Source organism: Kitasatospora sp. NPDC088779 (assembly GCF_040685395.1).
In the GTDB taxonomy this organism is placed as follows: domain Bacteria; phylum Actinomycetota; class Actinomycetes; order Streptomycetales; family Streptomycetaceae; genus Kitasatospora.
Genome location: NZ_JBFBHW010000039.1, coordinates 20,049 through 45,942 on the forward strand (window position 1 = coordinate 20,049; position 25,894 = coordinate 45,942).

A 25,894-nucleotide genomic window follows, 5' to 3' on the forward strand; every position below is an offset into this window, starting at 1 on the left:
GAACCACTCCTCTCTACCGCTGGGCGGCGGCCGCCGCCACCGCCTTGGACCAGAGCGCCAGCGCCTCGTCGACCTGCCCGGCCGTGACGGTCAGGGCCGGGATCATCCTGACCACGTTCAGGTGGATACCGCAGATCAGCAGCAGCAGGCCGAGGTCAGCCGCCGCCTGCTGGGCGCGCTTGGCGGTGTCCGGGTCCGGAGAGCCGTCCGGGTGGCAGAACTCGTTGCCGATCATCAGCCCGAGGCCCCGGACGTCGGCGACGCCCGGCGCTCCGGCGGCGACCGCCCGCAGGCCGTCCAGCAGCCGCGATCCCTGTTCGGCGGCGTTGTCGACCAGCTGCTCGTCCCGGATGACGTCCAGCGTGGCCAGCGCGGCGGCGCAGGCCACCGGGTTGCCGCCGTAGGTGCCGCCCTGCGAGCCGGGCCGGGCCCGCCGCATCAGGTCGGTCGGCGCGGCGATCGCGGACAGCGGGAAGCCACTGGCCAGGCCCTTGGCCGTGATCAGGACGTCGGGCACCACGCCCTCGTGGTGCAGGTGGGCCCAGAACCGGCCGGTGCGGCCGAAGCCCGTCTGGATCTCGTCGACGACCAGCAGGATGCCGTGCCGGTCCGCGCGCTCGCGCAGCCCGGCGAGGAACCCGGCGGGCGCGGGCACGTAGCCTCCCTCGCCGAGCACCGGTTCGACGAACATCGCGGCGGTCTCGGAGGGGGCGCTGACGGTCGCGAGCACCTGGTCGAGTCCGCGCAGGGCGTGCTCCACGGCCTGCGCCTCGCTCAGCCCGAGGCTCAGACCGAGCCGGAAGGCGTCGGGGAACGGCGCCACCGCGACACCGGGCATCACCGGGCCGATGCCCGCGCGGAAGCGGCTGCCGGCCGTGGTGAGCGCGGCCGCGCCCATGGTGCGGCCGTGGAAGGAGCCCTCGAAGACGATCACGTTCTGCCGGCCGGTGGCGTGCCGGGCGAGCCGCAGCGCCGCCTCCACCGCCTCGGTGCCGGCGGTGGCGTAGAACAGCGAGTCCAGGCCTGGCGGCAGCACCTCGCCGAGCCGCTCGGTGAGGGTGAGCAGGGGGTCGTGCAGCACGGTGGTGTACTGGCCGTGGATCAGCCGGCCGGCCTGCTCGCGCACCGCCTCCACCACGCGCGGGTGGCAGTGGCCGGTGCTGGTCACCCCCACGCCGGAGGTGAAGTCGAGGTAGCGGCGGCCGTCGGCGTCGAAGAGGTGGAGTCCTTCGCCGCGGGTGGCGACGACGGGGGTGGCCTGCTTGAGCACCGGGGAGAGCTGGGACACGAGGTCCGCCTTCCATGGGTCTGGGGGTACGGGTCGGTGGGGGCGCGGCTCACGGGGCGCCGGCGCGGCGGACGGGTCGGTACGGCGGACGGGGGTCGGTCCTACGCACGGGAGTCAGTGCGGCGGACGGGAGTCAGTGCGGCGGTGCGACGGGCGGCAGGTAGCCGGCCTCGGCGGCCCGGGTGAGCGCGGCCGACCACCACTGCGAGGTGGGCTCGGCGAACCGGACGCCCAGCCGGTCCAGCACGGAGGTGGTGTACGCGCGGTCCACGAGGACGTTGCGCTCCTCCTGGAGGGACCACGCGGCGGCCAGCCCCGCCGCCGTCGGGTGGTCGCGTTCGGCCCGGGCGATCGCCGCCGCGAAGGCCTCGTCGTCGGTGAGCCGGACGGGGTGGCCGTGGCCGGCGAGCCAGCGGACGAGCTCGTCGTGCGGCGTCTCGTGCGGGCTCTCGACGTGGTAGGCGCCGGGCGCGGCGTACGGGTCCAGCGCGATCGCGGCGATCCCGGCGGCCACGGTGTCGACGTAGGAGAACGCGTAGGTGGTGCGCGGCCGACGCGGGGCGGCGCCGGCCAGCAGGTAGCCGCGGATCAGCTGGTAGATCCGGTTGTCGCCGATGTTGGCCTGGAAGGCGCCGGTCCGGCTGTGCGCCGCGATGTGGCCGCTGCGGTACAGGTAGGCGGCCCGCCCGGTGGCCGCCCAGGCGCGGACGGTCTGCTCGGCGGCGAACTTGGTCCGCTCGTACGGGGTGCGGAAGTGCTGGCCGATCCGCAGGTCGGCCTCGCTGAAGCGGCGGGGCGGGCCGTCCACGCCGCCCGCGACGGCGAGCGTGGAGACGTGGTGGACGCGGGCCGCCGGGGCGTGCTCGTCGATCCAGCCGAGCAGCCGCCGCACCGCGGTGTGGTTGGTCCGCTCCAGGTCGTCGGGCGAGGCCACCAGCCGGACGTCCGCGGCGGCGTGCACGACGAGCTGCGCGCCCCGGGCCCACGCCAGTCCGGCCGGGGACAGGCCCAGCCCCTCCCGGTCGATGTCCCCGGCGACGACCTGGATCCGGCCGTCGTCGGCGCCCGCGCCCAACCGCCGGACGGCGCCGGCGTCGTGCTCGGCCCGGACCAAGCAGGTGACGTGGGCGCCCCGCTGGACGAAGGCGTCGAGCAGGTGCCGCCCCAGGTAGCCGGTGGCGCCGGTGAGCAGTACCCGGGCGGGTTCGCGCACCGTGGTGCGGGCCGCCGGTACGGCGGGTGCCCGGGTGCCGGGGTGGAGCAGCTGGCCGGAGGTCGACAGCGGCGCCCGGACGGGACGGGTGGCGGTACCGGCACCGGTACCGGCCTCGGCGGCCACCGTCCCGGCGAACGCGGCGACGATCCGCTCGGCGGCTGGGTGCGGCAGACCGGGCCACCCGTACACCAGGTCGGCGACCAGCCGGTTCTCCACGATGCGGGCGGTGAGCCGCAGGTCGTACAGCGGGTCTCCGCCGGTGCAGCGGGCCACTCCGGCCTGCTCGTCCGCGACGGTCCAGTCCAGTGCGGGCTCGTCGGGCAGCCGGAAGGTGCCGAGGAAGTTGAACCCGACGGCGGAGCGGGTGCCGGGTGCGTCCATCGCCTGGACGGGGGCCTCGCGCAGGCGCTGCGCGGCCCCCTCGGGGCCGGCCGACGCCTCGACCACCAGCCGCTTGACGGCGGTGAACCAGCCGACGGTGTCCAGGAATTCGCCCGGATCGCCGGCGGTGTCCCGGCCGTGGGTCTCCACCTCGACGGGCAGCCGCGGGTGGCCGCTCCAGCCGGTCACGGCGTCGGCGAAGGCCGCCAGCAGGAAGGCCTCCAGGCCGGTCCCGCCGCCGTGGCGGCCGACCAGCCGAGCGGTGCCGTCCTCGTCGAGCGTCCAGCCGACGGCCGCCGGCTGCGCGCGGACCACGGACTCCGGCGCGGACTCCGGAGAAGGCGACGCCGGTGCCGGGGGCGGCGGCGCGGCAGCGGCCCACTGGTAGAAGTCGGGGGTCGGCGGCAGGTCGGCCGGCTTCTGGTCGAGCACCGCCCGGTAGGCGTGGGCGAGGTCGTCCAGCAGGATGCGCCACGACAGCCCGTCGACCACCAGGTGGTGCGCGATCAGGGCGAGCCGGTCGTCGGTGCCGGGCGGGCCGGTGAACAGGTGGGCGCGCAGCAGCCGGCCGGCCAACGGGTCCAGGCTGCGGTGGAGTTCGGTGCAGACCCCGGCGACGGTCTCGGCGATCGGGGCCGTCCCGCGCGGGATCCGGGAGAACGACAGCGGGTCGAGGTCGGCCACCGGCCGGGGTGCGTCGTAGCCCTCCGGCGAGACGGGCCGCCGCAGCGCCGGGTGGCGTTCCAGGACGGCCGCGAGCGCGGCCGAGAGCGCGGCCGGGTCGACGGCCGTCCGGCAGCGCAGCAGGACGGACTGGTTCCAGTGCCGCAGGTCGTCGACGGACCGCTGGAGGTACAGCCACCGCTGCGCGGGGGCGAGTTGACTCCCCCGGTCGCCGCTTCCGGTCCGCCCGGCCGGAGCGGAGGCCGGAACCGGTACGGCTGCGGCGGCTGCGGCCAGGCCGTGCGCGGTCGGGTGCCGGTAGAAGTCGTCGTAGTGGACGCGCAGGCCCGACCGGCGCAGGAAGGCGACGGTGCGCATGGCGAGGATGGAGTCCCCGCCGAGGTCCAGCACGTCGGTGTGCGGCCCGACCCCGGGCAGGCCCAGCGCGGCCGCCCAGAACCCGGCGATCGACCGGGCCAGCGCGTCCCCGTCCGAGGACGGCCCCGACTCCGCCCGGGCCTCGACCAGTTCGGCGACCAGCTCGGCCAGCCGATCCCGGTCGAGCTTGCCGTTCGGCCCGACCGGGAACTCCGGCAGGGTCAGGATCGGCTGCGGCACGGAGTAGCCGGGCAATCGGTCGCGCAGGTAGGAGCCGATCCCGGCCAGCCCGGCGCCGTCGGCCGACAACCGTACGGCGGCCAGGAGTTGGTTCCCCACGGCGGTCTCCCGGACCAGCACCGCGGACCGGGCGACGCCCGGGAAGTCGTCCATCGCCCGCTCGATCTCGGCGAGGTCGACCCGGTAGCCCCGGATCTTGACCTGGCGGTCCACCCGGCCGAGGAAGACCAGGCTCCCGTCCGCCCGGCGTCGACACAAGTCGCCCGTGCGGTACATGCGTTCACCGTCGTGGCGGACGAAGCCGCGCGCCGTCTCGGCGGGCCGGCCGAAGTAACCGGCACTGACGCCCCGGCCGCCGATCAGCAGCTCCCCCACCGCGCCGTCGGGCACCGGCCGCCCGTCGCCGTCCAGCAGGGCGAGCCGCACCTCGCCGATCCCGGTGCCGATCGGGACGGTCGGCTCCTCGGCCGGCAGCTGGCGGGCGGTGGCGGCGAGGAAGCAGGTGGCGCCGACGGTCGTCTCGGTCGGGCCGTAGTGGTTGACCAGCCGGGCGGTGACGCCGGTGTCGAGCAGGGCGGCCGCGAACGGGCGCGGCAGCGCCTCACCGCCGAGCAGCACGGTGTGCAGGGGCGGGGCGTCGCCGGGCCGACCCTCCAGCAGGACGGTCAGGTGCGAGGGGGTGGTCTTCAGCACGGACACCCCGGCGCGCCGCAGCGACGCCCAGAACGCCTCCGGGTCGCGCACCTCGCCGTCCGGCACCACGTGCACCGAACCGCCGACCGCGAGGGCCAGCAGCCAGGCGGTGTGGCCGAGGTCGGCGGCCAGCGTGGTGACGTGCGCGACGCACGGGGCGTCGGCCTCGGTGAAGCCCAGCCGGTCGGCCAGCGCCCGCGCGTAGTGCACCGCGTTGGCGTGGGTGACGGCCACCGCCTTGGGCTCGCCGCTCGACCCCGAGGTGAAGGACAGGTACGCGGGGTCCTCGGCCGCACCGAGCATCAGCTCCTCGGCCCCGCAGAGCATGAGGTCACCGGCCCCGCCGGGCATGAGGTCACCGGTCGTGGCGGGCACGCTGCCCGGCGCGTCGGGCAGGCCCTCGGGCCCGGCCAGCCGGTCGACGTCCACCACCTCGGCCGGATGGCCCTCCGGCCCGGGGAAGGCCGCCTCGGTGCTGAGCACCCGGCCGATCCGGACGGCCGCCAGCCTCCGGGCGAGGTCGGCCGCCGACCAGTCCGGGTCGGCCATCACCGCCGCCGCGCCCGAGCGCAGCACGCCGTACAGCAGCACCAGCATGCGGGCGTCCCGGGGCCCGAGCAGGGCGACCCGGTCGCCCGGGCCGGTGCCGGACGCGGCCAGCCGGGCCGCGATCCGGCCGGCCGCGGCGTCGAGGGTGCGGTAGTCGAGGGTGCGGTCGCCGTCGGTCAGGGCGGTCCGGTCCGGGTGCTCCCGGGCGAGCCGTAACAGGAACCCGGACAGCGACCGGGCGGACGACGCGGCCCGGTTGGACGGCGTGGACGGTGCGGACGGCGTGGACCGGACGTGCTGCGTCGCGAAGGTCACTCCGGCTCGCCTCCCGTCCGGGCCGCCCGCCCGGCGCGGACCGGCCCCGTCGCGTGCGGGTCCACGACCAGGGGGTCGCCCGCGAGGAACGCGTCCAGGCGCGGCCGGTCGGGCAGGCGTCCGGCCAGCTCCCAGGCCAGCATGCGGTGCAGGCCGTCGATGTGGATCAGTCCCTCCCGGACCAGCAGGTCCGTGTAGTCGGGGTGGTCGACCGCGCCGGTGCTCAGGTAGACCGGGGTGAACGGGGCCCACCGCAGCAGCCGGAGCTTGGCGGCGCAGACCGGGTTCGCGGCCGACCAGGCGGCCTCGTCGGAGCGGATGCGCTCGGCCGCCTCGGCCACCGTCAGGCCGGAGCGGGGCACGAGTTCGCGCGCGCCGCCCTCGCTCAGGTGCCAGGGCAGGACGACGCCGAGGACGTCCGAGCGCGAGAGCCGGATGCGCCACCAGCCGCCGGGGATCCGGCCGGCGCGTTCGACGTTCTCCTCGCCGTCCCGGTTGCTGTTCGCCTCGTGGGCGCGCTCCACCGGGTGGTCCCGCAGGTAGGCGTGGTGGACCTCGGCGTAGGCGACGGCGGTGACGATCTCCACGCGGTGCTCCTCAGACAGTTCCGATCATGCTGTTCCGGCCAGGGCGTTCCGGTCAGGCGGTTCCGATCGAACAGTTCCGTCAGGCGGTTCCGACGTACTCGGTGAAGTGCCGTTCCGCGAACAGCTCCGGCCACCGGCCCTCCGCCAGGCCGAGTTCACGGGCCCGGGCGAGCATCAGCCGCCAGTGCGGCTTCACCGGGCGCCAGCGCGCCCCCACCTGGCAGTAGGACGCGTCGATGAAGTACCGGGGCCTGCCCGGGCCGTCCGGCGCCGGTCTGCGGGTGTGGAACAGCGCCGAGTTGAGAAGCACCGTGGAGCCGGGCGGCAGCCGGTCGATGACCACCTCGCCGGGCAGTTCGGCGGTGCCGTGGTGGGCGTACGCCGTCTTCCCGACGGTACGCCGGTGCGAGCCGGGCAGGACGGCCAGGCTGCCGACCTTCTCGTCGAGGCCGCCGAGGTAGTGCAGCGCGTGGACCATCAGCAGCGACGGGTCGGCGCGGTCGTTGGGCTCGCAGTCGTGGTGCCAGGCCTTGCCGGGGATCCCCGGGGCCTGGCGGTCGCTGTGCAGGTGGTGGAAGACGAAGGACGGCCCCATCAGACCGGACAGCGCGCGTAACAGCGGTGGGTGGGTGAGGAGTTCGCCGTGGGCCGGCAGTTCCAGTTCCAGCACCGGGGGCGGGCCGTGCCGGGCGGGGTCGGTGCAGGCGGCGATCGAGCGGGCCCGTAGGCCCTCGTCCACCCAGCGGTCGACCTCGGGGGCCAGCCTGGCCCCGAGCGGCTCCGGCACCAGGCCGGGCAGGACCAGGTATCCGGATTCCAGGAACTGGCGGTGTTGCTCGGTGTCTAGGGCTTCACGCCCTCCGGAAGTCTGCGTCACCGAACCGGCCCCCTCCTTCCGGATGACGGGTCGCACAGTCGGGCACGGCGGATGGGACCTGAACGGGTTCTATGAAACGCACGGGATCATCCAGACCTCGGGTGGCGCCGGGTTCGTCCGTCGTCGCCACAGCTGACACACGTTCACCACGAAAGGGCACGAGTTGATCACGCAAGGTAGTCCGCTGAGGAGTATGAACCGTTGTTCGTGTCCACCACAAGACCATCGCCGACTCCTGGACATCTTCCCGCCACCGTGACGTTCAGCTCCAGCCACCGATCTACTCGTTCCCCACCCGAAACTCCGGACCCATTGAGCCCCGGTGATTCGCCGCTGGCACAGCGGATGCGGCACAGTGACGTCATGAGCGGCGACACCAGGAGTCACGAGAGCGCCGGGCGGGGCCCCGTGACCAGGCGCCGTCCGGTCCAGCAGCGCAGCCAGGAGCGGTACGGCCGGATCCTCGACGCCTGCGCCGGGCTGCTCGACGAGGTCGGCGCCACCGCGCTCACCACGAAGCAGGTCGCCCAGCGCGCCCAGGTGCCGATCGGCACCCTGTACCAGTTCTTCGCCGGCAAGGAGGACCTGCTGGCCGCCCTCGCCGGCCGCAACCTCGACCGCTACCTCCAGCGGCTCGACCACCGGCTGGCGACCGCCGCGCCCCTCGACGCGGCCGGGTTCACCGACCTCGCGGTGGAGGAGTTCGTCGCGATGAAGCGCGCGGTGCCCGGATTCGGCCAGCTCGACTTCGGCCTCGCCGACGCGACCGCCCCCGCCGGGCTGCGGGACGACCGGCACCTGCTCGACCCGGGCGTGGACAACAACACCGCCGTCGCGCTGCGCCTCCAGGCGCTCGGCGGCGAGGTGTTCGCCACCGGCGACCCGGCGGCGCTCACCCTCGCCCTGCGGGTCGCCCTGGAGGCCGCCGACGCGGTGCTCAAGCTGGCCTTCCGCGGCGATCCGCAGGGCGATCCGGCGCTGATCGCCGAGTGCAAGCGGCTGGTCCGCGCCTACCTCGCGGAGCAGCCGCCCGTTGGCTGAGACCGGTCCCCGCCCGCCCCTCGGGTCCCGCCCCGCCCCCGTGTCCCGCCCGCCCGCGCCGTTGCGAGCCCGTCGCCGCAGCAGCACAGTGGAAAGCGGAACGGCCGCGGAGGCGGCCGCCACGACCCGAGGAGCAGACCATGCACGCAGCGGTAGGTGACCAGCTCCACATCCACAGCAGGTCGGTGGGCATGACGGACCAGAAGGGAGAGATCGTCGAGGTGCGCGGCGTCGACGGCGAACCGCCGTACATGGTCCGCTTCGAGGACGGCCACGAAGGTCTGATCTACCCCGGCCCCGACTGCGCCATCGAGCACCGCCCGGCGGACCGCTGACCGACTCCCCCGCCGCCCCGCACCCCACCCGGGCGGGGTGGTGAGCAGCGGCGCGAGCCCGGCGAGCGTTCCGGGCAGCGGGGCCGTGGGGGCAGCCGGCCCATCCGGGTGGCCAGGTGGCTCAGCGCAGCGGGAACACCTCGAACGGCGCCGCGAACCGCACCCCGAGCCGGCCGCCCGCTCCCCGCCCGGCACCCTCCAGGAACTCGCGCGCGTCCGCCATCGCCCCGCCCAGCCCGCCCAGCCCGGCCAGGTACGCCTTGTGCTCCTCCAGCGAGGCCACGCCCAGGTCGAAGTGCTCGGTGGTGTCCACCGCGTGGCCCGACTCCGGCGAGGCCGCCGCCCACACCTGCCGGACGCCGTTCCACGGCTCGTGGCCCTCGGCCAGCAACTCCCGGAACACCCACCGGTTACCGGCGTCCCGAGCCGCGTCCAGGGCGGCCCGCCCGACCGCGATGTGGTCGGCCTGGTTGGGGGCGGTCCCGCCGTACGTCTCCCGGAAGTTGCTGGTGATCACGATGTCCGGCCGGTGCCGGCGCACCGCCCGGGCGATGTCGCGGCGCAGCGGCAGCCCGTACTCCACCATCCCGTCCGGGTACCCGAGGAACTCGACCACGTCGACGCCGACCACCCGCGCCGAGGCGATCTGTTCCGCCTCCCGCAGCGGCCCGCACTCCTCGGGGTCCATCGAGTCGATCCCGGCCTCGCCGCTGGTGACCATCACGTAGACGACCTTCTTGCCCTGCGACGTCCACCGTGCGACGGCCGCGGCGGCGCCGTACTCCATGTCGTCCGGGTGCGCGACGACGGCCAGCGCGGTCCGCCAGTCCTCGTCGACGGGCTGGTAGGGCTCGACGGCCTGCTCACTCATGGTGCTCGTCCCTCTCGGCTCGGCTCACAGTCGCCTGGTCCTACGGTCGTTCCGCAGGCGACTCTAGAAGACCCCCACACCCACACCCCGTCGGACACCCTCCCGGGCCGGCGGGGTTGCCCCTGACGCACGGGTCAGGGGTTAGCGTCCGGGCACCCGCGGTGGATCGGCCGCCGCGTCGGTTCCGGAGGAGTGCTGCGATGACGCTGCCCACGACGGCCCGGGTCGTCCGGTTGGTCACCGAGCCGGGCGGGTTGCCCGGGCCCGGGGACTTCGCGGTGGTGGAGGAGCCGTTGCCGGCGCCGGGGACGGGCGAGGTGGTCGTCCGCAATCGGGCCTTCCTGGTCTTCCCGGGCCTGCGCACGCTGATCGGGGGCGAGCTCACGGGGGCGCCGTTGCCGGCGATCGGGCCCGGGGACGCGCTGTACGGGCCGGCCCTCGGGGAGGTGCTGGCCGCTCCGGCGGGCGGGCCCCTTCGGCCGGGCGACCTGGTCACCCACCTGCGGGGGTGGCGGGACCTCGTGGTCGCGGACGCCGCAGGGTTCACTCCGGTCGACCCGGGGTTCCCGGACCCGGTGGCGCTGCTCTCCCCCGGCACGGCTGGCTACGGCGGGCTGACCCGCTGCGCCGGGGTGCGCCCGGGGGACGTGGTGCTGGTGACCGGCGCGGCGGGCGCGGTCGGCACGCTGGCCGGGCAGGTCGCCCGGCTGCTGGGCGCCTCCCGGGTGATCGGCACCACCGGCTCCCCCGCCAAGGCGAAGCGGCTCACCGCCGAACTCGGCTACGACGCGGTACTGGTGCGCGGCGAGCGGCCGTTCGCCGCGCAGCTGGCCGAGGCCGCGCCGGAGGGCGTCGACGTGCTGCTGGACCTGGTCGGCGGGGAGCAGCTGACGGCCGCCGTCGACGCGGCCCGGCCGGGGGCCCGGTTCGCCCTGGTCGGCGCGCTGTCCGGGCAGTTGGCGCCGGAGCGGCGGGGCGGCAGTTCGCCGGCTCTCGTGGACAGCTTCCGGGTGATCATGCTGGGCCTGACCCTGCGCGGCTTCACCGGCGTGGACCAACCGGACCTGGAGGCCGAGTGGCGGCAGCGGTTCGGCGGCTGGCTGCGCACCGGCGAGATCGTCTTCCCGTCGACGCGGGTGGCGGGCATCGACCAGGCGCCGCAGGCGTTGCGGAGGTTGTTCGACGGGGACACCTTCGGGGCGACGATCGTCGACCTCGCATAGCACCGAGGAGGAACGGCCATGCGGATCGGGGACGCGGCGGCAGCGGCGGGCACCACGCCCAGGGCACTGCGCTTCTACGAGCAGCGGGGGCTGCTGCCGCCGCCGGCCCGGTCCGCCTCGGGCCAGCGCGAGTACGGGCCGATCGAGGTCGCCCGGGTGCGGGCGATCCGCCGGCTGCTGGCCGTCGGGCTGACCGTCGACGACCTGGCCAGCCGCCCGCACCGCCTGGACCTGCTCACCGAGGAGCCGCCGCGCCGCTGCTCGGACTCCCCCGGCCTGGAGACCTTCGCCCCCGTGGTCACCGCCCGGCTCGCCGCCCTGGACGCCGAGATCGCCCGGCTGACCGCCCTGCGCGAGCGCCTCGCCCGGCACGTCGCCGCCGGGGGCTCGGACCTGCCGGGCTGACCCGGTCCACCGTCCGGAACGCGGCTCGCCCGGAACGCCGCGACGGGGCAGGCGCGGCGTTCCGGGCGAGGTCTGCGGGGGGAGCTAGCTGGCGTCCGGGGCGAGTCGGCCGTCGAGGGGCTCGGGGCGGGGCTCGGGGCGGGGCTCCGGGGCGGGCCAGCCGATCCGGGTGGCGCAGAGCGAGACGACCGCGGCGGAGACGGCGACGGCGGCCATGCCCCACACCAGGCTGGTGGCGTCGGCGATGAAGCCGATCACGGCGGGCCCGGCGAGCAGCCCGGTGGTGCCCATCGCGGCGACCAGGGAGAGCGCGTCCGAGCCCTGGCGGGCCGCGGCGACGTAGACGCACGGGGTGACCGCCGCGACGCCGAGGCCGACGCAGGCGAAGCCGATCAGGGTCGGCACGACGCCGCCGACGAGCAGCGCGAGGGCCAGTCCGGCGCCGGCCAGCAGGCTGCCGGTCCGCACGATCCGGCCGTCGCCGAAGCGGGTGCGCCAGCCGTCCGCGAAGATCCGGGCGAGCACCATCATCACCGAGACGACGGCGATGCCCAGCGGGGCGAGCCCGGCACCGGCGTTCACGACGTCCTTGAGGTAGAGCGCGGACCAGTCGTTCATGGCGCCCTCGGTGACGGTGCCGAACACCATCGCCAGGCCCATCCAGAGGGTCGCCGCGGCCGGGAGGACGAAGCGGCGGCGGTCCTTCTTCGCGGCCGGTGCCTGCTCCTGGTCCGACCCGTCCTGCGCCGCGGCCGGCGCGTCGTCCGTGAGCAGTCCGGGCCGGGCGGCCACGACCAGCACCGCGAGCAGCGCGGCGGCGACCCCGAAGTGCACGGCGAGCGTGCCGGTGAAGGCGGTGACGCCGGAGGCGAGCAGCGCGGCGAGCAGCGAGCCGGCGCTGAAGGTGGCGTGCAGGCGGGACATGGTGGTCCGCGCGTAGCGGGCCTCCAGCGCCGCGCCCTGGGCGTTCATCGCGACGTTCAGGCAGCCCACGGCGACGCCGTCGCAGAACAGCACCAGCAGGGTGAGCGGGTAGTCGGGCACCACGGACAGGGCGACCAGGACGACGCCGAGGGCGAGCGCGGAGAGCACGGACAGCAGGCGGGAGCCGAACCGCCGCATCAGCACCGCGACCAGCGGGAAGGACACCGCGGCGCCGACCCCGCAGGTCATCAGCAGCAGGCCGATCTGGGCCTCGCCGAGGTCGAGCCTGGTCTTCAGCGCGGGGATCCGGGAGACCCAGGTCGCGTACTGGAATCCGAGCAGGAAGAACAGTGCGGCGATGGCCAGTTGGGACCGGCGGAAGTCGTCGCGAACGGGGGACATGTGCATCAGCCCACTTCGGCTCTGGGTGGGAACCCGGGGGACGGGTCGGTGGAGGAGGTCAACGCCTGGACGGCGGCCGGGACGGCGGCCGGGGCCTGGACGGCGACAGAAGCAGCGGCCGGGCCCAGCGGCATCGCCATGTAGAGCGCCTCGGGGCCGTAGCTCCCGGGCAGTCCGATCTCGGGGCGGGCGCGGTAGCCCAGTGGGGCCCACACCACCTGCGAGCCGCGGACGGCGACCAGGGACATGGTGCGGTAGCCGCGGGCCCGGGCGGTCTCCTCCAGGCCGCGCAGCATCCGGTGGGCCAGGCCGCGGCCGCGCAGCTCCTCGGCGACGACCAGGTCGTGGAGGTGCATGTTGGTCGCGCGGACCCCGCCGGCCTCGGCCCGGCTGAGGTCCGGGCACCGGAACAGCGGGTAGGGCAGGGCCAGCAGGTAGCCGCCGAGGCCGTCGGCGTGCTCCAGGACGAAGCAGGTGTCGGGCGAGGCGCGGTGGCGGGAGCGCAGCGCCTCGCGGCCTTCGGACAGGCCGCTGGCGGCGTAGGCGCGCTCCTCCAGCGCGACGACGCCGTCCCAGTCGTCCTCCTGGAGCAGCCGGATGCGGAGGTCGGTCATCTGCCGGTGTCTCCGTCCGGGCCGCCGGTCCCGCCGATGCAGGTGTAGGGCAGCGGCTCGAAGCCGTTGAACCCCTGGGTGGTGTAGGCGGTGGCGTAGGCGCCGCAGGAAAGGATCCAGACCGGTTCGCCGGAGGCGATCGCGCGCGGGACGCGGACCAGGCCGTCCTCCTGGGCGTACGCGTCGTCGCTGTCGCAGGTCGGGCCGGCGACGACGGCGTTGACGAACTGGCCGCCGGGGTGGGTGGGGAATTCGAGCCGGTACTGGAGCTCGTCCATCTCGTACAGGCCGTTGAACTTGCCGCAGCTCAGGAAGAGCCAGTCCTCGCGGGTGCCGTCGAGCTGGTGCCGGGAGGAGAGCCGGGCGACGTGGGCGCGGATGGCGCCGTGGTCGGCGACCAGGTGCCGGCCGGGCTCCAGCAGGAACTCCAGCGGCGCGGCGTTGACGGTGCGCAGCCGGTCCATGCCCTCGCGGATGACCGCGAACATCTTGTCCAGCGGCGGGTCGAGCGGGCGGCCGTGCCGGTCCAGGACGCCGAGGGCGGGCAGGCCGCCGCCGAGGTTGATCCGCTGCGGGGTGATGCCGCGCCAGTTGAGCGCCTCCAGGACGGCGGCGAGCGAGTCCACGGCGGCGCCCCAGGCTTCGGCGGTCATCTGCTGGGACCCGACGTGCACGGAGAGTCCGGACGGGGTGAGGCCGGCCGAGCGGGCGGCGTCCAGGACGCGCAGGGCGTCCTCGGGCGAGCAGCCGAACTTGCGGCTCAGGCCCCACAGGGCGCCGTCGCCCGAGGTGGCGACCCGGCAGAACACCCGGGAGCCGGGGGCATGTTCGGCGATGGCGGCGACGTCCTCCAGGCTGTCGGTGGCGAAGTCGCGCACGCCCAGTCGGTAGGCCTCGGCGATGTTGCGGTCGGACTTGATGGTGTTGCCGTAGTGGATGCGGTCGGGGCTCACCCCGGTGCGCAGGGCCTGGGCGATCTCCTGGGGGCTGGCCGCGTCGAAGCCGGAGCCGAGGGCGGCGAGGCGCCCGAGCACCTCGTCCACCGGGCAGGCCTTCATGGCGAACCGGACGGCGACGTCGGGCAGTTCGCCGATCAGGTCGGTGTACTGGCGCTCGATGCCGTCGAGGTCGTAGATGATCCGGTCGTCGGTGGCGGCGGCGAGGGCGGCGCGGATCGCCGTCCGGTCGTGCGCGGCCGGGTCGGGCGCGACGCCGGTGTGGGCGGTGGTGTGGTGCGCCGGGGCGCGGTGGGCGATGGTCTGACGTATCACGAATGGCTCCCGGTGCGGCTACCGCGGCAGCCGGTCGGCGGGCGTGGCCTTGCTCGCCCGCATGAGCGGGCCCCACGCGTCGATCAGCAGCGCGAAGTCCTCGATGTCCGCCTGCGCTTCGTCGAGCAGACGCGCCCGCTGGGGCGCCAGGTGGTCGGCGAACTCGGCGTACTTCCCGCCGAGTCGCCGGTAGCAGTGGTCCAGCGCATCGAGCCGTCGGTGGTTCTCCGCGCGGTCCGTCGCGGCGCTGCGGCGGGCGGAGTCGGCGATGACGTCGGCGCGGATGTGGTTCGCCTCGTCGAGGAGGGCCCCGCCGGCCGCCTCCATCTCGGAGTAGACCGGGTACAGGTAGAGCATGGAGAGCAGGAACTTGGCGTAGCGCAGCTGGTAGGCGGTGAAGCCCGCGCCGGTACGCCGTTCCGGGGTGTAGTAGTTGACGATGTGCCGGTTGTGGACGACGCCGGGCAGGGTGGCATCGCGGACGAGGTGCAGCAGGAAGTAGTCGCTGCCGATGGTGGCGGTGGCGGGCGGCAACGGGACGCGGTCGTAGACCTCGTGGTCGAGGGCGACGTTGCACATGTCGATCCGCCAGATGTCGGGCAGGTCGAGCACGGCGCGGTCGTGGCGGAACGGGTCGGTGCCGCCGCCGGTGAAGGAGTCGGCGACGAGTTCGCGGCGTTCCTGCTCGCTCGCGCCGGTGGGCGCCCAGAGCGCGACGACCTGGTGGTAGGCGTCCGGGTCGAGTTCGCGGATCTCGCCGATGTCGACGGAGAGTTCACCGACGAAGGAGCCGCCGACCAGGGCGACGGGCTTGTCGGTGTGCACCGGGTCGAGGGTGACCTCGGTGACGGCGGCGGCCGCGTCGGCCGCCTTGAGGCCGAGCGTGGCGAGCTCGTGCTCGATCGGGAACACCGGTTCGCCGTCGAGCAGTTGGTACGCGCTGTCGGAGTCGCGGCGGTGCACGGAGGCGCAGCCGAGCGCGCCGGCGAGCAGGAACGCCCGGTTGGTGCAGGCGCCGTAGGAGACGGCGTCGGGGAGCATCAGGTCGAGCAGCTGGTCGCCGAGCGGCCCGTCCGGGCCGGCGGCGCCGGAGCGCTCGATCACGTCGCGCAGGAAGCCGCGTTGGGCGGCCTCGTCGAGGTGGTGGACGACCACCTCCCCGGCCCCGAACGCGGTGCCGGAAGCGGCACCGGACCCGACGGCGGGCAGCGCGGCGACGGCCTCGGCGTGCCGCCGGTAGGTGGCCGGGTCGGCGGAGTCCAGGATCAGCAGGTGCACCCGGACGCCGAACCGCCGTGCGGCGTAGGCGGCTTCGGCGCCGATCGCGGCGATGGTGGCCGCGCACTCGCGGTTGGTGGGCAGGGTCAGGCAGACGGCGCGCATGCCGGCTCCCCCGCGGACTCGGCGGGCTGCTGCGGGGCGGGCCGGTCGCCCGTGGAATCCGGGTCGTGCCAGGAGCGCAGTCCGAGCAGCCGCTCACCGAGTTCGGTGAGTTCGGCGGGCCCGTAGCGCAGCGACTCATGGCGGGTTGCGTCGCCGACCAGGGTGCGGTTCCAGTCCGGGGTGGCGAGGGTGCGCCAGGATTCCACCCGGGAGCGGCGCATCTGCGCGGCCTCCTCCAGCGCGGGCATCATCGACAGGTACTGCACGGCGCGGACGCCGTTCTCGGAGGTGTTGCGGGCGACGCCGTGGGCGAGCAGGCCGTTCCAGATCAGCAGGTCACCGGCCTTCAACTCGGGCCGCACCACCGGGAACTCGGTGCGGTCGACGTCCGGGCGGATCGGGTCGCGGTCGGCGGCCTGGGCGGCCTGCCACTCGTTGAAGCGGCGGAACAGCTCCGGGTCGCACTGGAAGCCGCCGTGGTCGGGCCGGGTGTCGTCGAGCGCGATGATGCCCTGGACGCGCTGGGGCAGCATGCCCTGGGTGGTGTCGACGTCCCAGTGCAGTTCGATGTCGAAGCCCCGGTCGGTGGGCTCGATCAGCGCGCGGTCGCGGTTGCGGATGTTCGGTGGGTTGAGGTTGAGCCGGTCGAGGGTGACCCAGAGCTCCTCGCAGTCCCAGACGTCGACGAAGGCGTCGTAGACCCTCCGGGCCTGTCTGCTGTCCCAGATCAGCTGGTGGTGGTAGGCCTCGACGAAGCCGTAGATGTGCAGTTCCCGGTCGAGTTCGTCGCGGTAGTCGCGTTCGCGGTACCAGTCCTCGGGGCGGTCGGGCGAGAGGCCCTGGAAGTCCCAGGCGAAGTCGAGCAGGCGCCGTGCGGCCTCGGCCGGGATGGCCTCCTTGACCACGATGTAGCCGTAGGTCTGCCAGAACGCGAAGTCCTCCTCGGAGAGCACCCGCAGTGGGCGCTCCTTGCGGACCTCGCGCAGCGCCGTGCGCGCGAGGTAGCTCTCCCCGTCCTCGCTGAAGTAGGGGCGCGCCGAGGCGGCTCGGTGCAGATATCCGTCAGGGCTCGGCATGGGCAGTCACTCCATGGTTCGTAGTCAACGCAGCGCTTCCTGGACGCACAGTGCGGGCACGGCGAGCCGACGGCCCGTCACCGGCCGTGCGTGGAATTCAGCCCGTGGACCGCATGCCGTCCGCATACGCTCCGCCTCGCCCGGGCCCCGACCGTGCAAGGTTCCGCCACGTCAGGGGGCCAACTCGTCCGTCCGGCACGGCCTCTCACCCTGCCTCAGCCCCGGCCGAACCGCGCCCCTCATACGTTGGACTAGACCAACTAATGGTGTCAACCCTCGACGGCTGGTTACCAATAGGGAAATCCGCGCAGTTCAGATGACCCCTCGGGGTTCGCTTTATGTTTCGGAGAGTGACATAAGCCGGAGTATGTTTCGGGAATTGACATACCCGGACGTGAACCGAAACGAGTTCCCCAGCGTTGCGCCCCGCCCTTCGCGCCGTACGTTGGGCCTATGGCACACCGCCCCGCCGCCACCCGGCTCACCCCGCCCGGCTGGCTGACCGCGAGCCTGCGCCCCAAGGCCGCGCCGGTCCCCTGGGCCGCCGCCGCCCGGGCCTCGGTGGCGCTGGCCGCGCCGCTCGCGGTCGGCACGGCCACCGACCGGCCCGGGTACGGCGCGCTGGTGTCGATGGGTGCGCTGTCCGGGGTCATCGGGGACACCGCGGACGCCTACCGGATGCGGGTGTTCAACATCGCCGTGCCGCAGCTCTTCGGCGCCCTCGGGATCCTGCTCGGCACCCTGGTGTACGGTGCGGGCTGGACGGCCGTCGCCGTACTGACCACCGTCGCCCTGGTCTCCGGCATGATCTCCTCGATCGGCGCGGTCGCCTCGGTGTCCGGACTGCTCCTGCTGCTCAACGCGGTGGTCGGTGCCGGGCTGCCGCTGCCCTCCCCCTGGTGGCTGCCGCCCGGACTGCTGCTGCTCGGCGGCCTGTTGGTGCTCGGCCTCACCCTGCTCGCCTGGCCGCTGCGCGGCGGCGCGCCGGAGCGCTTCGCCGTGGCCGGCACCTACCGGTCGGTCGCCGACTTCCTGGAGGCCGCCGGCACCCCCGGAGCCGACGACGCGCGGCAGGCGCTCACCCAGTCGCTGAACCAGTCCTACGATCTGCTGCTCGCCCGGCGGGCCCGCCGGCACGGCCGCTCCCCCACCCTGGTCCGGCTGCTCGCCCAGCTCAACGCTGCCATCCCGGTGGTGGAGGCCGCCTCGGCGGCACAGCTGCGCCCGCGCGAGTACGGTCCGCTGCCACCCGCCTACCCGGCGGCGGTGCGCGAGCTGGCCGCGGCCGTCGAGCGGGGCCGCGTCGGGTCGACCCCGCCGCCCGGACTGCCCGATCCGGCCGGACCGTCCACCCGCGCCCTGGTTGCCGCGATCGGCCACGCCCGGGCCGTCGCGCACGAGCCCGCACCCGACCCGTACGCCGGCGACGACCCGCTCGGCCGGCCCGCCGCACTGCAGGTCCGCGCCCGCCGGGCCGCCCACGCGCTGCTGCTGTCCCGGGCGTCCTGGCGGTACGGGCTGCGGCTGGCGCTGTGCATCGGCCTCGCCCAGATCCTGGTGTCGGTGATCGCGGTGCCCCGCTCGTACTGGGTGTCGCTGACCGTCACCTTCGTGCTGAAGCCCGACTTCGGCTCGGTGTTCTCCCGGGCGGTGCTGCGCGCGCTCGGCACCGCCGCCGGGCTGCTGATCGCCATTCCGGTGCTGGCCGAGGTGCCGCACGGCTGGTGGGACGTGCCGGTGATGGCGGCGCTGGCAACCCTGATCCCGGTGCTGTCGGCGAAGGGGTACGCGTTCCAGACCGCGGCGATCACCCCGGTGATCCTGCTGCTCTCCGACCTGCTCAACCACCGGGGCTTCCACCTGGTGCTGCCCCGGCTGTACGACTCGCTGATCGGCTGCGGCATCGCGCTGCTGACCGGCTACCTGCTGTGGCCGGATTCCTGGCACACCCGGATCGGGGAGCGGCTGGCCGACGCCGTCGCGGACACCGCCGCGTACGTCTCGCTGGCCTTCACCACCGCGCCCGGGGCCGACCAGCCGGCCCGCGCCCGGTACCGGCGGCGGCTCTACCGGGACCTGTCCGCCGTGCGCAGCGAGTTCCAGCGGGCGCTCACCGAACCGCCACCGGTCGGGGCCCGGGCCGAGGCCTGGTGGCCGCTGGTGATCGCGGTCGAGCGGATCGTGGACACCACGACCGCCACCCGGGTCCGGGTCGAGCACGGCGCTCCGGCGCCGTCCCCGGCCGAGGTCGGCGCCGTCGTCCGGGAGCTGGGCGACCTGGCCGGGGCGCTGCGCGGCGGCGGGCCGCTGCCCGAGGCCGGGCCGGACGCCCTCCCGCCCGACTGCGCGCTGGGCCGGCTGCACCGCGAGGTGCAGGCGGCGCGGGCGGTGGTGCCCGTCTGAGGGCCGGGCCGGCCGGGGGCCGGGTCAGTCCTGGAGCGCCCGCCCTGGCGTCCGCCCCGCGAAGGCCCGGTCAGTCCTGGATCCGCCGCCAGGGCCGGTCCGCCTCCAGTTCGAAGGCCAGCTCCAGCAGCAGCCGCTCCTGCCCGTGCGCGGCCGAGATGTGCACACCGATCGGCAGGCCGCTCGGCGCGGCGCCGGTGGGCAGGGCGATGCCGGGGCCGCCGGTCACGTTGTTGACCGGGGTGAAGGCCACGTAGCGCTGGAGGCGCTCGATCAGCTCGTCGAAGGCCACGTTCGGGCTGAGGTGGCCGATCGGCGGGGCGGCGTGCGCGAGGACCGGCGAGAGGATCACGTCGTGGGTGCGGAAGAGGCCCGCGTACGCGGCTTCGGCGCCGCGCAGTCGGCGCAGCACGGCCGGGGTGTGCAGGAACTCCCGCTGGTAGAGCCTGCGCAGCCCGGTGGTCAGGCCGTCGAGCCGGTTGATCCGGAAGCTGCGGTCCAGCATCAGCCGGCCGCTGACCGCGATGGCGAAGGCGATGTAGCCCCAGTAGAGGACGAAGTCGCGGGAGAACTCCTCGCCGAACGGCAGGGTGGTCTCCTCGACGTGGTGGCCCAGTGCCTCCAGCCGGGCGGCGGTCTGCTCGACGGCGGTGCGGGTGGGTCCGTCGGTGGTGGCGAGCGGCGAGTCCACGACCAGTCCGATCCGCAGCCGGCGCTGCCCCGGGCCTTCGACCAGGCCGAGCAGGGGCAGCGCGGGGTTGCGGTGGTGGCGCTCGGCGGCGGCGTAGAAGGCGGCGGTGTCGCGGACGGAGCGGGTGAGCACGCCGTCGGTGACGAGGTCGATCGGCAGCTTGCCGCCCTGGGCGTTGGTGACCAGGCGGCCCCGGGTGGGCTTGAGTCCGACCAGTCCGCAGCAGGCGGCCGGGATCCGGATCGATCCGCCGCCGTCGTTGGCGTGCGCGATCGGCACCACTCCGGCGGCGACCAGCGCGGCCGAGCCGCCGGAGGAGGCGCCGGCCGAGTGCGAGGGCTTCCACGGGTTGCGCACCGGCTGGGCGGTGGCGAACTCGGTGGAGGCGTTGAGGCCGAACTCGGGCAGCCGGGTCTTGCCGAGGACGGCCAGGCCGGTGGCGAGGAACTGGTCGGTGAAGCGGGAGTTGCGCCGGGCCGGGCGGGCCTGGAAGGCCTCGCTGCCCATACCGGTCGGCAGGCCGCGCAGGTCGACGTTGTCCTTGAGGAAGGTGGGGACGCCGTACAGCGGGCCGTCGGTGCCGTCCGGGCCGAGCCGGGGCCGGTCGTAGGACGGGTGGGCGACGGGGGTGAGCGTCCGGTCGACCCGGGCGGCGCGGGCGGCGGCGGCCGCGGCCAGTTCGGCGGGGGCCACCTCGCCGGCGCGGACGAGGGCGGCCAGGGCCACGGCGTCGTGCGCGCCGAGGGCGTCGTCGGTGAACCCGTGGGCCCGCTCGTCGGTCATCCGAACTCCCCAATCCCTACTGACCGGTAGTCGCGCAAGAGTTCGCAGTGTAGGCGCGGGGCCGCGCCGAGGGATACCCCACCCCCGGCTCCCGCCGCCGAACCCTGACGGCGCACGGGCGTTCGGCATGCGCCCCCGTGTTCACCCCACCCGCCGGTCGGAGATCGTTTCGCCGACGGCCCCGGGGAAAGGCCGGATCACGAACCGATCCGGTCCACCCCCCACCCCAAGGTGACGCCCGTGCCCACCCAGTACACCTCGGCCACCGCTCCTGGCGCCCTCCCCCTGCTCGGCCACGCCCCCGCCTTCGTCCGCCGGCCGCTGGAGTTCGTCGCCGGCCTGCCCACCCACGGCGACCTCGTCCGGCTGCGGCTCGGCCCGCTGGACGCGTACGTCGCCTGCCACCCCGAGCTGGTCCGCCAACTGCTCACCGAGGACCGCACCTACGACAAGGGCGGGCTCGTCCTCGACAAGGCCCGCGAGGTCTTCGGTGACGGCCTGGCCACCTGCCCGGCCGCGGCGCACCGGCGCCAACGCCGCATGCTGCAACCCGCGTTCCACCGCGACCGACTGCCCGGCTACGCCGCGATGATGGCCGAGGAGATCGCCGGCACCACCGCCTCCTGGAGCGACGGCGACGTGGTCGACGTCCCCGCCGCGATGTACCGCCTCACCACCGCGGTGACCGCCCGCTGCCTGTTCGCCGCCCACGAGCGGGCCGGCGCGCTGCCCGTCCACGACAGCATGGACGTCATCACCCGCGGCGTCGGCCGGCGCGTCATGATGCCGCTGCCCGGCGCCGACCGCATCCCCACCCCGGGCAACCGCCGCTTCCGCCGCGCCCGGCAGGACCTGAAGGAGGTCACCCGGCGGCTGATCGCCGACTACCGCGCCGCCGGCACCGACCACGACGACCTGCTGTCCATGCTGCTCAGCGCCCGCGACGAGGACGGGCGGGGGCTCACCGACGCCGAGATCCACGACCAGGTGGTCACCTTCCTGCTCGCCGGCATGGAGACCACCGCCGCCACCCTCTCCTGGGCCTGGACCCTGCTCGCCGCCCACCCGGCCATCCGCGACCGCCTGCACGCCGAGCTGGACACCGTGCTCGACGGCCGCCCCGCCCGCCACGAGGACCTGCCCGCCCTGCCGCTCACCGCCCGGGTGGTCACCGAGACGCTGCGGCTCTACCCGCCGGTGTGGATCCTCAGCCGCGTCGTCGCCGCCGACGCCGAACTCGGCGGCCACCGCGTCCCGGCCGGCGCGACCATCCTGTTCAGCCCGTACCTGCTGCACCGCCGCGCCGACGTCTTCGCCTGCCCCGCCCGCTTCGACCCCGACCGCTGGCTCACCAACACCCGCCCCTCCCCCGGCACCTACGCCCCCTTCGGCCTCGGCCCCCGCCGCTGCATCGGCGACGTGTTCGGCACCACCGAGGCCGCCCTCGCCATCGCCACCATCGCGGCCCGCTGGACCGTCACCCCCACCCCCGGCCGCCCGGTCCGCCCGACCCGCAGCTCCTCGCTGTCCCCCCGCCCCTTCACGGCCACCCTCGCCCGCCGGCCGTGGTGACCGGGGCTCCCGCCCCGCGCGGGCGGCGGACGGGAGCCTTGCCCGACGATGCGTCACATGGTGCGCGGCGGGCGGGGGACGCCCTGCCAGCGGTAGAGCATGGAGTCCCACGTGTAGGTGTAGGCGAAGGTGACGTCGAAGCTGGTGGTCCGCTCCAGGTGCGGCTGGCCGGGGGTCTCCGGGTCGAGCCAGGTGGTCGCGCCGTAGACGGACGCCCGCGGGTACACGCAGATCGTCCAGCGGAACCAGCCCGAGGAGAGCTGGACGTCCTGGGACGGCACGTTGCCGCCCGGCGTGCCGAAGCTCCAGGCGTACGTGCCGGCGTCCAGGAACAGCCGCCGCTCGACGCATTGCTGCGCCGGCGTCACCGGGGCCGGCAGCGGCACCAACTGCCCGTAGCCCTGGAGGAATTCACGTTCGGTCGCGGCGGATGCCGTACCGGCCGTCGGCCCGGCCACCAGGGCGAGCAGGACGGCCGTCAGGGCCGGGATCCAGGAGAGTCTGCGCAGCATGCGTTCCTCCGGCCGGACGGCGGTCCGGCGAGCGTGGACGGAAGTGGTCTACGCCAATTTTGCCGGGCCGGGTGCGGCCGTTCCCATCCCAGACCTCTGGGGTGGCCGCCGGGTCAGTCTTCGCTGCGCCGGTCGGCCGCCAGGGTGGTGAGCAGCCGCTCGATGGCCTCCAACCGTCGGTGCAGGTCCTCGACGTCGCCGCGGGTGGCGCTCTGCTCGGCGGGCTTGAGGCTGATCACCAGCTGGCCGTCGGGCTCCAGCCGCCCGACCGCGACGTCGCGGATGGTGTCGCCGTTCTGGACGCGGACGGCGTGCTCGATCTCGGACGCGCGCAGCGCCAGCCCGCGCAGCGCGCCCGGGACGAGCTTGCCGTCGCGCACCACGGTGGTCGGGGTGCCCTCCAACAGCCGGGCGGCACGCGGGTCGTGGGCCAGCCAGCGGGTGACGGCGGCGTTCACCGCGATCAGGGTGACCGCGCCGATGGCGCCGCCGAGCAGGCTGTTGTCATTGCCGATGATCGCGTTCTGCACCACGTTGGACAGCAGGAAGATGACCACCATGTCGAAGGTGTTCAGGCCCGCCAGCCCGCGCTTTCCCGCGATCCGGAACAGGATCAGGATCAGGGCGTAGACCGCGATCGTGCGGAGGATCTTCTCCACGATCGGAATCTGGACGATCACCAGGTCGTGCCACATGGCCCCGCTCCTTCAACCCCTCGGCCGGACGGGGCGGGCAGCGCCCGGGCCCGACGGTACGCGCCCCGCCGGGCCCCGGCCAGCACCCGGACGAACCCGGGCTTCCGACTAGGAGCGGCGCTTCGGCTTGCCGCGCTTGGCGGCGGCCGCACCCCGGCCGCCCGCCGCGGGCTTCGGCCGGCCCTTCTGCTGGCCGCCCTTGTGCTGACCCGCCTTCTGCTGGCCGGACTTCTGCGGCTGGGACTTGCGCGGCGCCGCGGCCTTCTGGGGCTCGGCCGCCGGCTGGGCGCCGCGCCCGCGCGAGCTGTTGACCGTGCGGCCCCGGACGATGCCGATGAACTCCTCGACCAGGTCCGTCGTGCGCTCCTCCAGCCAGGCGAGCGCCACCTGGGACTGCGGCGCCTCGGCGACCGGCCGGAAGGTGAGGTCCTTGCGGTGGTGCAGCCGGGCCAGCGACTGCGGCACCAGCAGCACGCCGACGTTGGCCGCGACCAGCTCGACGGCGTCGGCGGTGCTCGCCGGGCGCTCGATCGCCGGGCGGCCGGGCAGCCCGCCCGGCCAGCCGAGGGTGTCGTCGAGCGGGTGGAACACCACCTCCTCCGCGAGGTCGCCGAGCGCGACCTCCTCGGCGGCCGCGAGCCAGTGGTCCTTGGGGAAGACCACGACGGTGGTCTCGGCGTAGAGCGGGATCGCGCTGAGCACGTCCCGGTCGACGGGCAGCCGGACGAGCCCGGCGTCCGCGGTGCCCTCGCGCAGGGTCGCCTCGCCGTCCCCGGCCGGGACGGCGAGGAGGTCGAGCGGCACGTCCGGGAGCCGCTCGGACCACACCCGGACCCATTTGCCGGGGGTCACGCCCGGGACGTACGCGAGCCGGAAGGACGGGTTCACCTGCATGTCTGTCACAGGGCAAGGCTACCGACCGTGACCGGGAGCGCCCGCGCACTCCCTTACCCTTGTCACCATGACATCGCTCAAGCAGAAGACCAGCCAGACCATGAAGCCGGCCACCGCCGCCAAGAAGCTGGGGATCTACCTCGACGCGGCGCCGACCGGCTTCCAGGAGGGTGTGGTCTCCCGCGAGGAGCTCAACGCGCTTCAGGCCGACCCGCCGCAGTGGCTCCAGGAGCTGCGCCAGAACGGCCCGCACCCTCGCCCGGTGGTCGCCGCCAAGCTCGGCGTCTCCATCGCCGGCCTGGCCCGCGGCGGCGTGACCGAGGCGCTCACCACCGAGCAGATCGAGGCCGTCAAGGCCGAGAACCCGCTCTGGCTGCAGCACGAGCGCGCCAACCAGGTGGACGTCCGCAAGGAGGCCGCCCGAATCAAGGAGAAGCAGGAGAAGGACGCCGCGGCGCTTGCCGTCAAGGCTGCCAAGGCCGCCAAGGCCGGCTGACCCGCGCGCTCCGGCCGCCGGCCGGGCCCGATTGTCAGACCCCTGCGCAAGGCTGGTGCCGACGTCCGTTCCACGGGCGTCGGCACAGTCGTCGGCGGACATGCGGACAGGGAGCTTGCGGATGGCACAGACAGCAGGGGCAACAGGGGCGGCGGGAGTGCTGGACGGTCGGATCGCCCTGGTCGCGGGGGCGACCCGAGGAGCCGGGCGGGGCATCGCGGTGGAGCTGGGCGCCGCCGGGGCGACGGTGTACGTGACCGGGCGCAGCACCCGCGAGAAGCGCTCGGAGTACGACCGGCCGGAGACCATCGAGGACACCGCGGACCTGGTCACCGCTGCCGGCGGCCGGGGCATCGCGGTGCCGACCGACCACCTGGTCCCGTCCCAGGTGGCCGCCCTGGTGCAGCGGATCGACGCCGAGCAGGGCCGGCTGGACGTCCTGGTGAACGACATCTGGGGCGGCGAGAACCTGTTCGGCTGGAACGTCCCGGTCTGGGAGCACGACCTGGACGACGGCCTGCGGCTGCTCCGCCTCGCGGTGGAGACGCACGCCGTCACCAGCCACCACGCCCTCCCGCTGCTGCTGCGCCGCCCGGGCGGCCTGGTCGTCGAGATGACCGACGGCACCGCCGAGTACAACCGCGACACCTACCGCAACTCGTTCTTCTACGACCTCGCCAAGGCCTCCGTGCTGCGGATGGCCTTCGCTCTCGGCCACGAGCTGGGTCCGCGCGGCGCCACCGCCCTGGCGCTCACGCCCGGCTGGATGCGCTCGGAGATCATGCTGGGCCACTTCGGCGTCACCGAGGAGAACTGGCGCGACGCCGTGGCCCGGGAGCCGCACTTCGGCATCTCCGAGAGCCCGTACTTCGTCGGCCGGGCGGTCGCCGCCCTCGCCGCCGACCCCGAGGTCTCCCGCTGGAACGGCGGGTCGGTGTCCAGCGGGCAGCTGGCCCTGGAGTACGGCTTCACCGACCGCGACGGCAGCCGGCCGGACTGCTGGCGCTACCTGGTCGAGGTGCAGGACGCGGGCAAGCCGGCCGCGCCGGAGGGCTACCGCTGACGGGGCGTCGGCGGCGGCGCCACCGGGCGCCGGGGAGAACCCCTTTCTCCGCG

22 protein-coding genes are annotated in these 25,894 nt (G+C 74.7%); 8 read left to right on the forward strand and 14 right to left on the reverse strand.

The features are described from left to right. Positions 1 to 13 precede the first annotated feature (13 nt). The 4 genes from AB0P03_RS29360 to AB0P03_RS29375 all read right to left on the reverse strand — a co-directional run bounded on the left by AB0P03_RS29360 (position 14) and on the right by AB0P03_RS29375 (position 7,187). The gene (locus AB0P03_RS29360) at positions 14 to 1,288 is read right to left on the reverse strand and encodes an aminotransferase class III-fold pyridoxal phosphate-dependent enzyme (RefSeq protein WP_363585775.1); all 1,275 of its coding nucleotides are present in this window, start codon (positions 1,286 to 1,288) and stop codon (positions 14 to 16) included. 133 nt (positions 1,289 to 1,421) lie between these two features. Then, the gene (locus AB0P03_RS29365) at positions 1,422 to 5,723 is read right to left on the reverse strand and encodes an amino acid adenylation domain-containing protein (protein ID WP_363631692.1); all 4,302 of its coding nucleotides are present in this window, start codon (positions 5,721 to 5,723) and stop codon (positions 1,422 to 1,424) included. Further along, on the reverse strand, positions 5,720 to 6,310 hold the full coding sequence (locus AB0P03_RS29370; RefSeq protein WP_363585777.1) for a DUF6309 family protein: 591 nt from the start codon (positions 6,308 to 6,310) through the stop codon (positions 5,720 to 5,722). The genes AB0P03_RS29365 and AB0P03_RS29370 overlap by 4 nt, the downstream gene beginning before the upstream one ends. 79 nt (positions 6,311 to 6,389) lie before the next feature. After that, positions 6,390 to 7,187 carry a phytanoyl-CoA dioxygenase family protein gene (locus AB0P03_RS29375; RefSeq protein WP_363631694.1) on the reverse strand — a complete coding sequence of 266 codons (798 nt, stop codon included), beginning with the start codon at positions 7,185 to 7,187 and terminating at the stop codon, positions 6,390 to 6,392. A gap of 363 nt (positions 7,188 to 7,550) precedes the next feature. On the opposite strand from AB0P03_RS29375, the gene AB0P03_RS29380 reads away from it, so the two are divergent. After that, the gene (locus AB0P03_RS29380; RefSeq protein ID WP_363631696.1) at positions 7,551 to 8,228 is read left to right on the forward strand and encodes a TetR/AcrR family transcriptional regulator; all 678 of its coding nucleotides are present in this window, start codon (positions 7,551 to 7,553) and stop codon (positions 8,226 to 8,228) included. Between the two features lie 140 nt (positions 8,229 to 8,368). Further along, the gene (locus tag AB0P03_RS29385; RefSeq protein WP_363585780.1) at positions 8,369 to 8,563 is read left to right on the forward strand and encodes a DUF1918 domain-containing protein; all 195 of its coding nucleotides are present in this window, start codon (positions 8,369 to 8,371) and stop codon (positions 8,561 to 8,563) included. A gap of 121 nt (positions 8,564 to 8,684) precedes the next feature. On the opposite strand, the gene AB0P03_RS29390 is transcribed toward AB0P03_RS29385, so the two are convergent. Beyond that, a complete protein-coding gene (locus AB0P03_RS29390; RefSeq protein WP_363624503.1) occupies positions 8,685 to 9,434 on the reverse strand; it encodes a PIG-L family deacetylase in 750 nt (249 codons plus the stop codon). A 200-nt stretch (positions 9,435 to 9,634) separates the two neighbouring features. Here AB0P03_RS29390 and AB0P03_RS29395 point away from each other — a divergent pair, with 200 nt between their 5' ends. Further along, the gene (locus tag AB0P03_RS29395; RefSeq protein ID WP_363585782.1) at positions 9,635 to 10,657 is read left to right on the forward strand and encodes an NADP-dependent oxidoreductase; all 1,023 of its coding nucleotides are present in this window, start codon (positions 9,635 to 9,637) and stop codon (positions 10,655 to 10,657) included. 18 nt (positions 10,658 to 10,675) lie between these two features. Then, positions 10,676 to 11,062: a MerR family transcriptional regulator gene (locus tag AB0P03_RS29400; RefSeq protein ID WP_363631698.1), complete on the forward strand. Its 387-nt coding sequence runs from the start codon at positions 10,676 to 10,678 to the stop codon at positions 11,060 to 11,062. An 84-nt stretch (positions 11,063 to 11,146) separates the two neighbouring features. On the opposite strand, the gene AB0P03_RS29405 is transcribed toward AB0P03_RS29400, so the two are convergent. The 5 genes from AB0P03_RS29405 to AB0P03_RS29425 form a co-directional block, all read right to left on the reverse strand. Continuing rightward, on the reverse strand, positions 11,147 to 12,388 hold the full coding sequence (locus tag AB0P03_RS29405; protein ID WP_363631700.1) for an MFS transporter: 1,242 nt from the start codon (positions 12,386 to 12,388) through the stop codon (positions 11,147 to 11,149). Between the two features lie 5 nt (positions 12,389 to 12,393). Then, on the reverse strand, positions 12,394 to 13,002 hold the full coding sequence (locus AB0P03_RS29410) for a GNAT family N-acetyltransferase (RefSeq protein ID WP_363585785.1): 609 nt from the start codon (positions 13,000 to 13,002) through the stop codon (positions 12,394 to 12,396). Further along, complete coding sequence (locus AB0P03_RS29415) at positions 12,999 to 14,177, reverse strand: type III PLP-dependent enzyme (RefSeq protein ID WP_363585846.1); 1,179 nt, start codon at positions 14,175 to 14,177, stop codon at positions 12,999 to 13,001. The genes AB0P03_RS29410 and AB0P03_RS29415 overlap by 4 nt, the downstream gene beginning before the upstream one ends. A gap of 114 nt (positions 14,178 to 14,291) precedes the next feature. Continuing rightward, positions 14,292 to 15,656, reverse strand: a complete 1,365-nt coding sequence (locus AB0P03_RS29420) for a DUF6271 family protein (protein WP_363631702.1) — start codon at positions 15,654 to 15,656, stop codon at positions 14,292 to 14,294. Beyond that, positions 15,638 to 16,732 (reverse strand): YbiU family protein, encoded by a 1,095-nt coding sequence (locus AB0P03_RS29425; RefSeq protein ID WP_363585787.1) that lies wholly within the window; start codon positions 16,730 to 16,732, stop codon positions 15,638 to 15,640. Before AB0P03_RS29425 ends, AB0P03_RS29420 begins: the two co-directional genes overlap by 19 nt. 453 nt (positions 16,733 to 17,185) lie before the next feature. Between AB0P03_RS29425 and AB0P03_RS29430 the strand changes: the two genes are divergently transcribed. Continuing rightward, a complete protein-coding gene (locus AB0P03_RS29430) occupies positions 17,186 to 19,135 on the forward strand; it encodes an FUSC family protein (RefSeq protein WP_363585788.1) in 1,950 nt (649 codons plus the stop codon). 70 nt (positions 19,136 to 19,205) lie between these two features. On the opposite strand, the gene AB0P03_RS29435 is transcribed toward AB0P03_RS29430, so the two are convergent. Next, positions 19,206 to 20,609, reverse strand: a complete 1,404-nt coding sequence (locus AB0P03_RS29435; RefSeq protein ID WP_363585789.1) for an amidase — start codon at positions 20,607 to 20,609, stop codon at positions 19,206 to 19,208. A 240-nt stretch (positions 20,610 to 20,849) separates the two neighbouring features. Here AB0P03_RS29435 and AB0P03_RS29440 point away from each other — a divergent pair, with 240 nt between their 5' ends. Then, positions 20,850 to 22,181, forward strand: a complete 1,332-nt coding sequence (locus tag AB0P03_RS29440; protein WP_363631704.1) for a cytochrome P450 — start codon at positions 20,850 to 20,852, stop codon at positions 22,179 to 22,181. Between the two features lie 53 nt (positions 22,182 to 22,234). Here the strand turns inward: AB0P03_RS29440 and AB0P03_RS29445 are convergent, their stop codons facing one another. From AB0P03_RS29445 to AB0P03_RS29455, 3 genes are all read right to left on the reverse strand, one after another. Further along, positions 22,235 to 22,693, reverse strand: coding sequence for a hypothetical protein (locus AB0P03_RS29445; protein WP_363585791.1), 459 nt, complete (start codon positions 22,691 to 22,693; stop codon positions 22,235 to 22,237). A 113-nt stretch (positions 22,694 to 22,806) separates the two neighbouring features. Continuing rightward, positions 22,807 to 23,388, reverse strand: a complete 582-nt coding sequence (locus tag AB0P03_RS29450; RefSeq protein WP_363585792.1) for a YetF domain-containing protein — start codon at positions 23,386 to 23,388, stop codon at positions 22,807 to 22,809. Positions 23,389 to 23,496: 108 nt separating this feature from the next. Further along, positions 23,497 to 24,291, reverse strand: a complete 795-nt coding sequence (locus AB0P03_RS29455; protein ID WP_363585793.1) for a LysR family substrate-binding domain-containing protein — start codon at positions 24,289 to 24,291, stop codon at positions 23,497 to 23,499. 58 nt (positions 24,292 to 24,349) lie between these two features. Here AB0P03_RS29455 and AB0P03_RS29460 point away from each other — a divergent pair, with 58 nt between their 5' ends. Next, positions 24,350 to 24,778, forward strand: a complete 429-nt coding sequence (locus AB0P03_RS29460; RefSeq protein WP_363631706.1) for a DUF5997 family protein — start codon at positions 24,350 to 24,352, stop codon at positions 24,776 to 24,778. A gap of 121 nt (positions 24,779 to 24,899) precedes the next feature. Continuing rightward, positions 24,900 to 25,841: an SDR family oxidoreductase gene (locus AB0P03_RS29465; RefSeq protein WP_363585795.1), complete on the forward strand. Its 942-nt coding sequence runs from the start codon at positions 24,900 to 24,902 to the stop codon at positions 25,839 to 25,841. Positions 25,842 to 25,894: the final 53 nt, after the last annotated feature.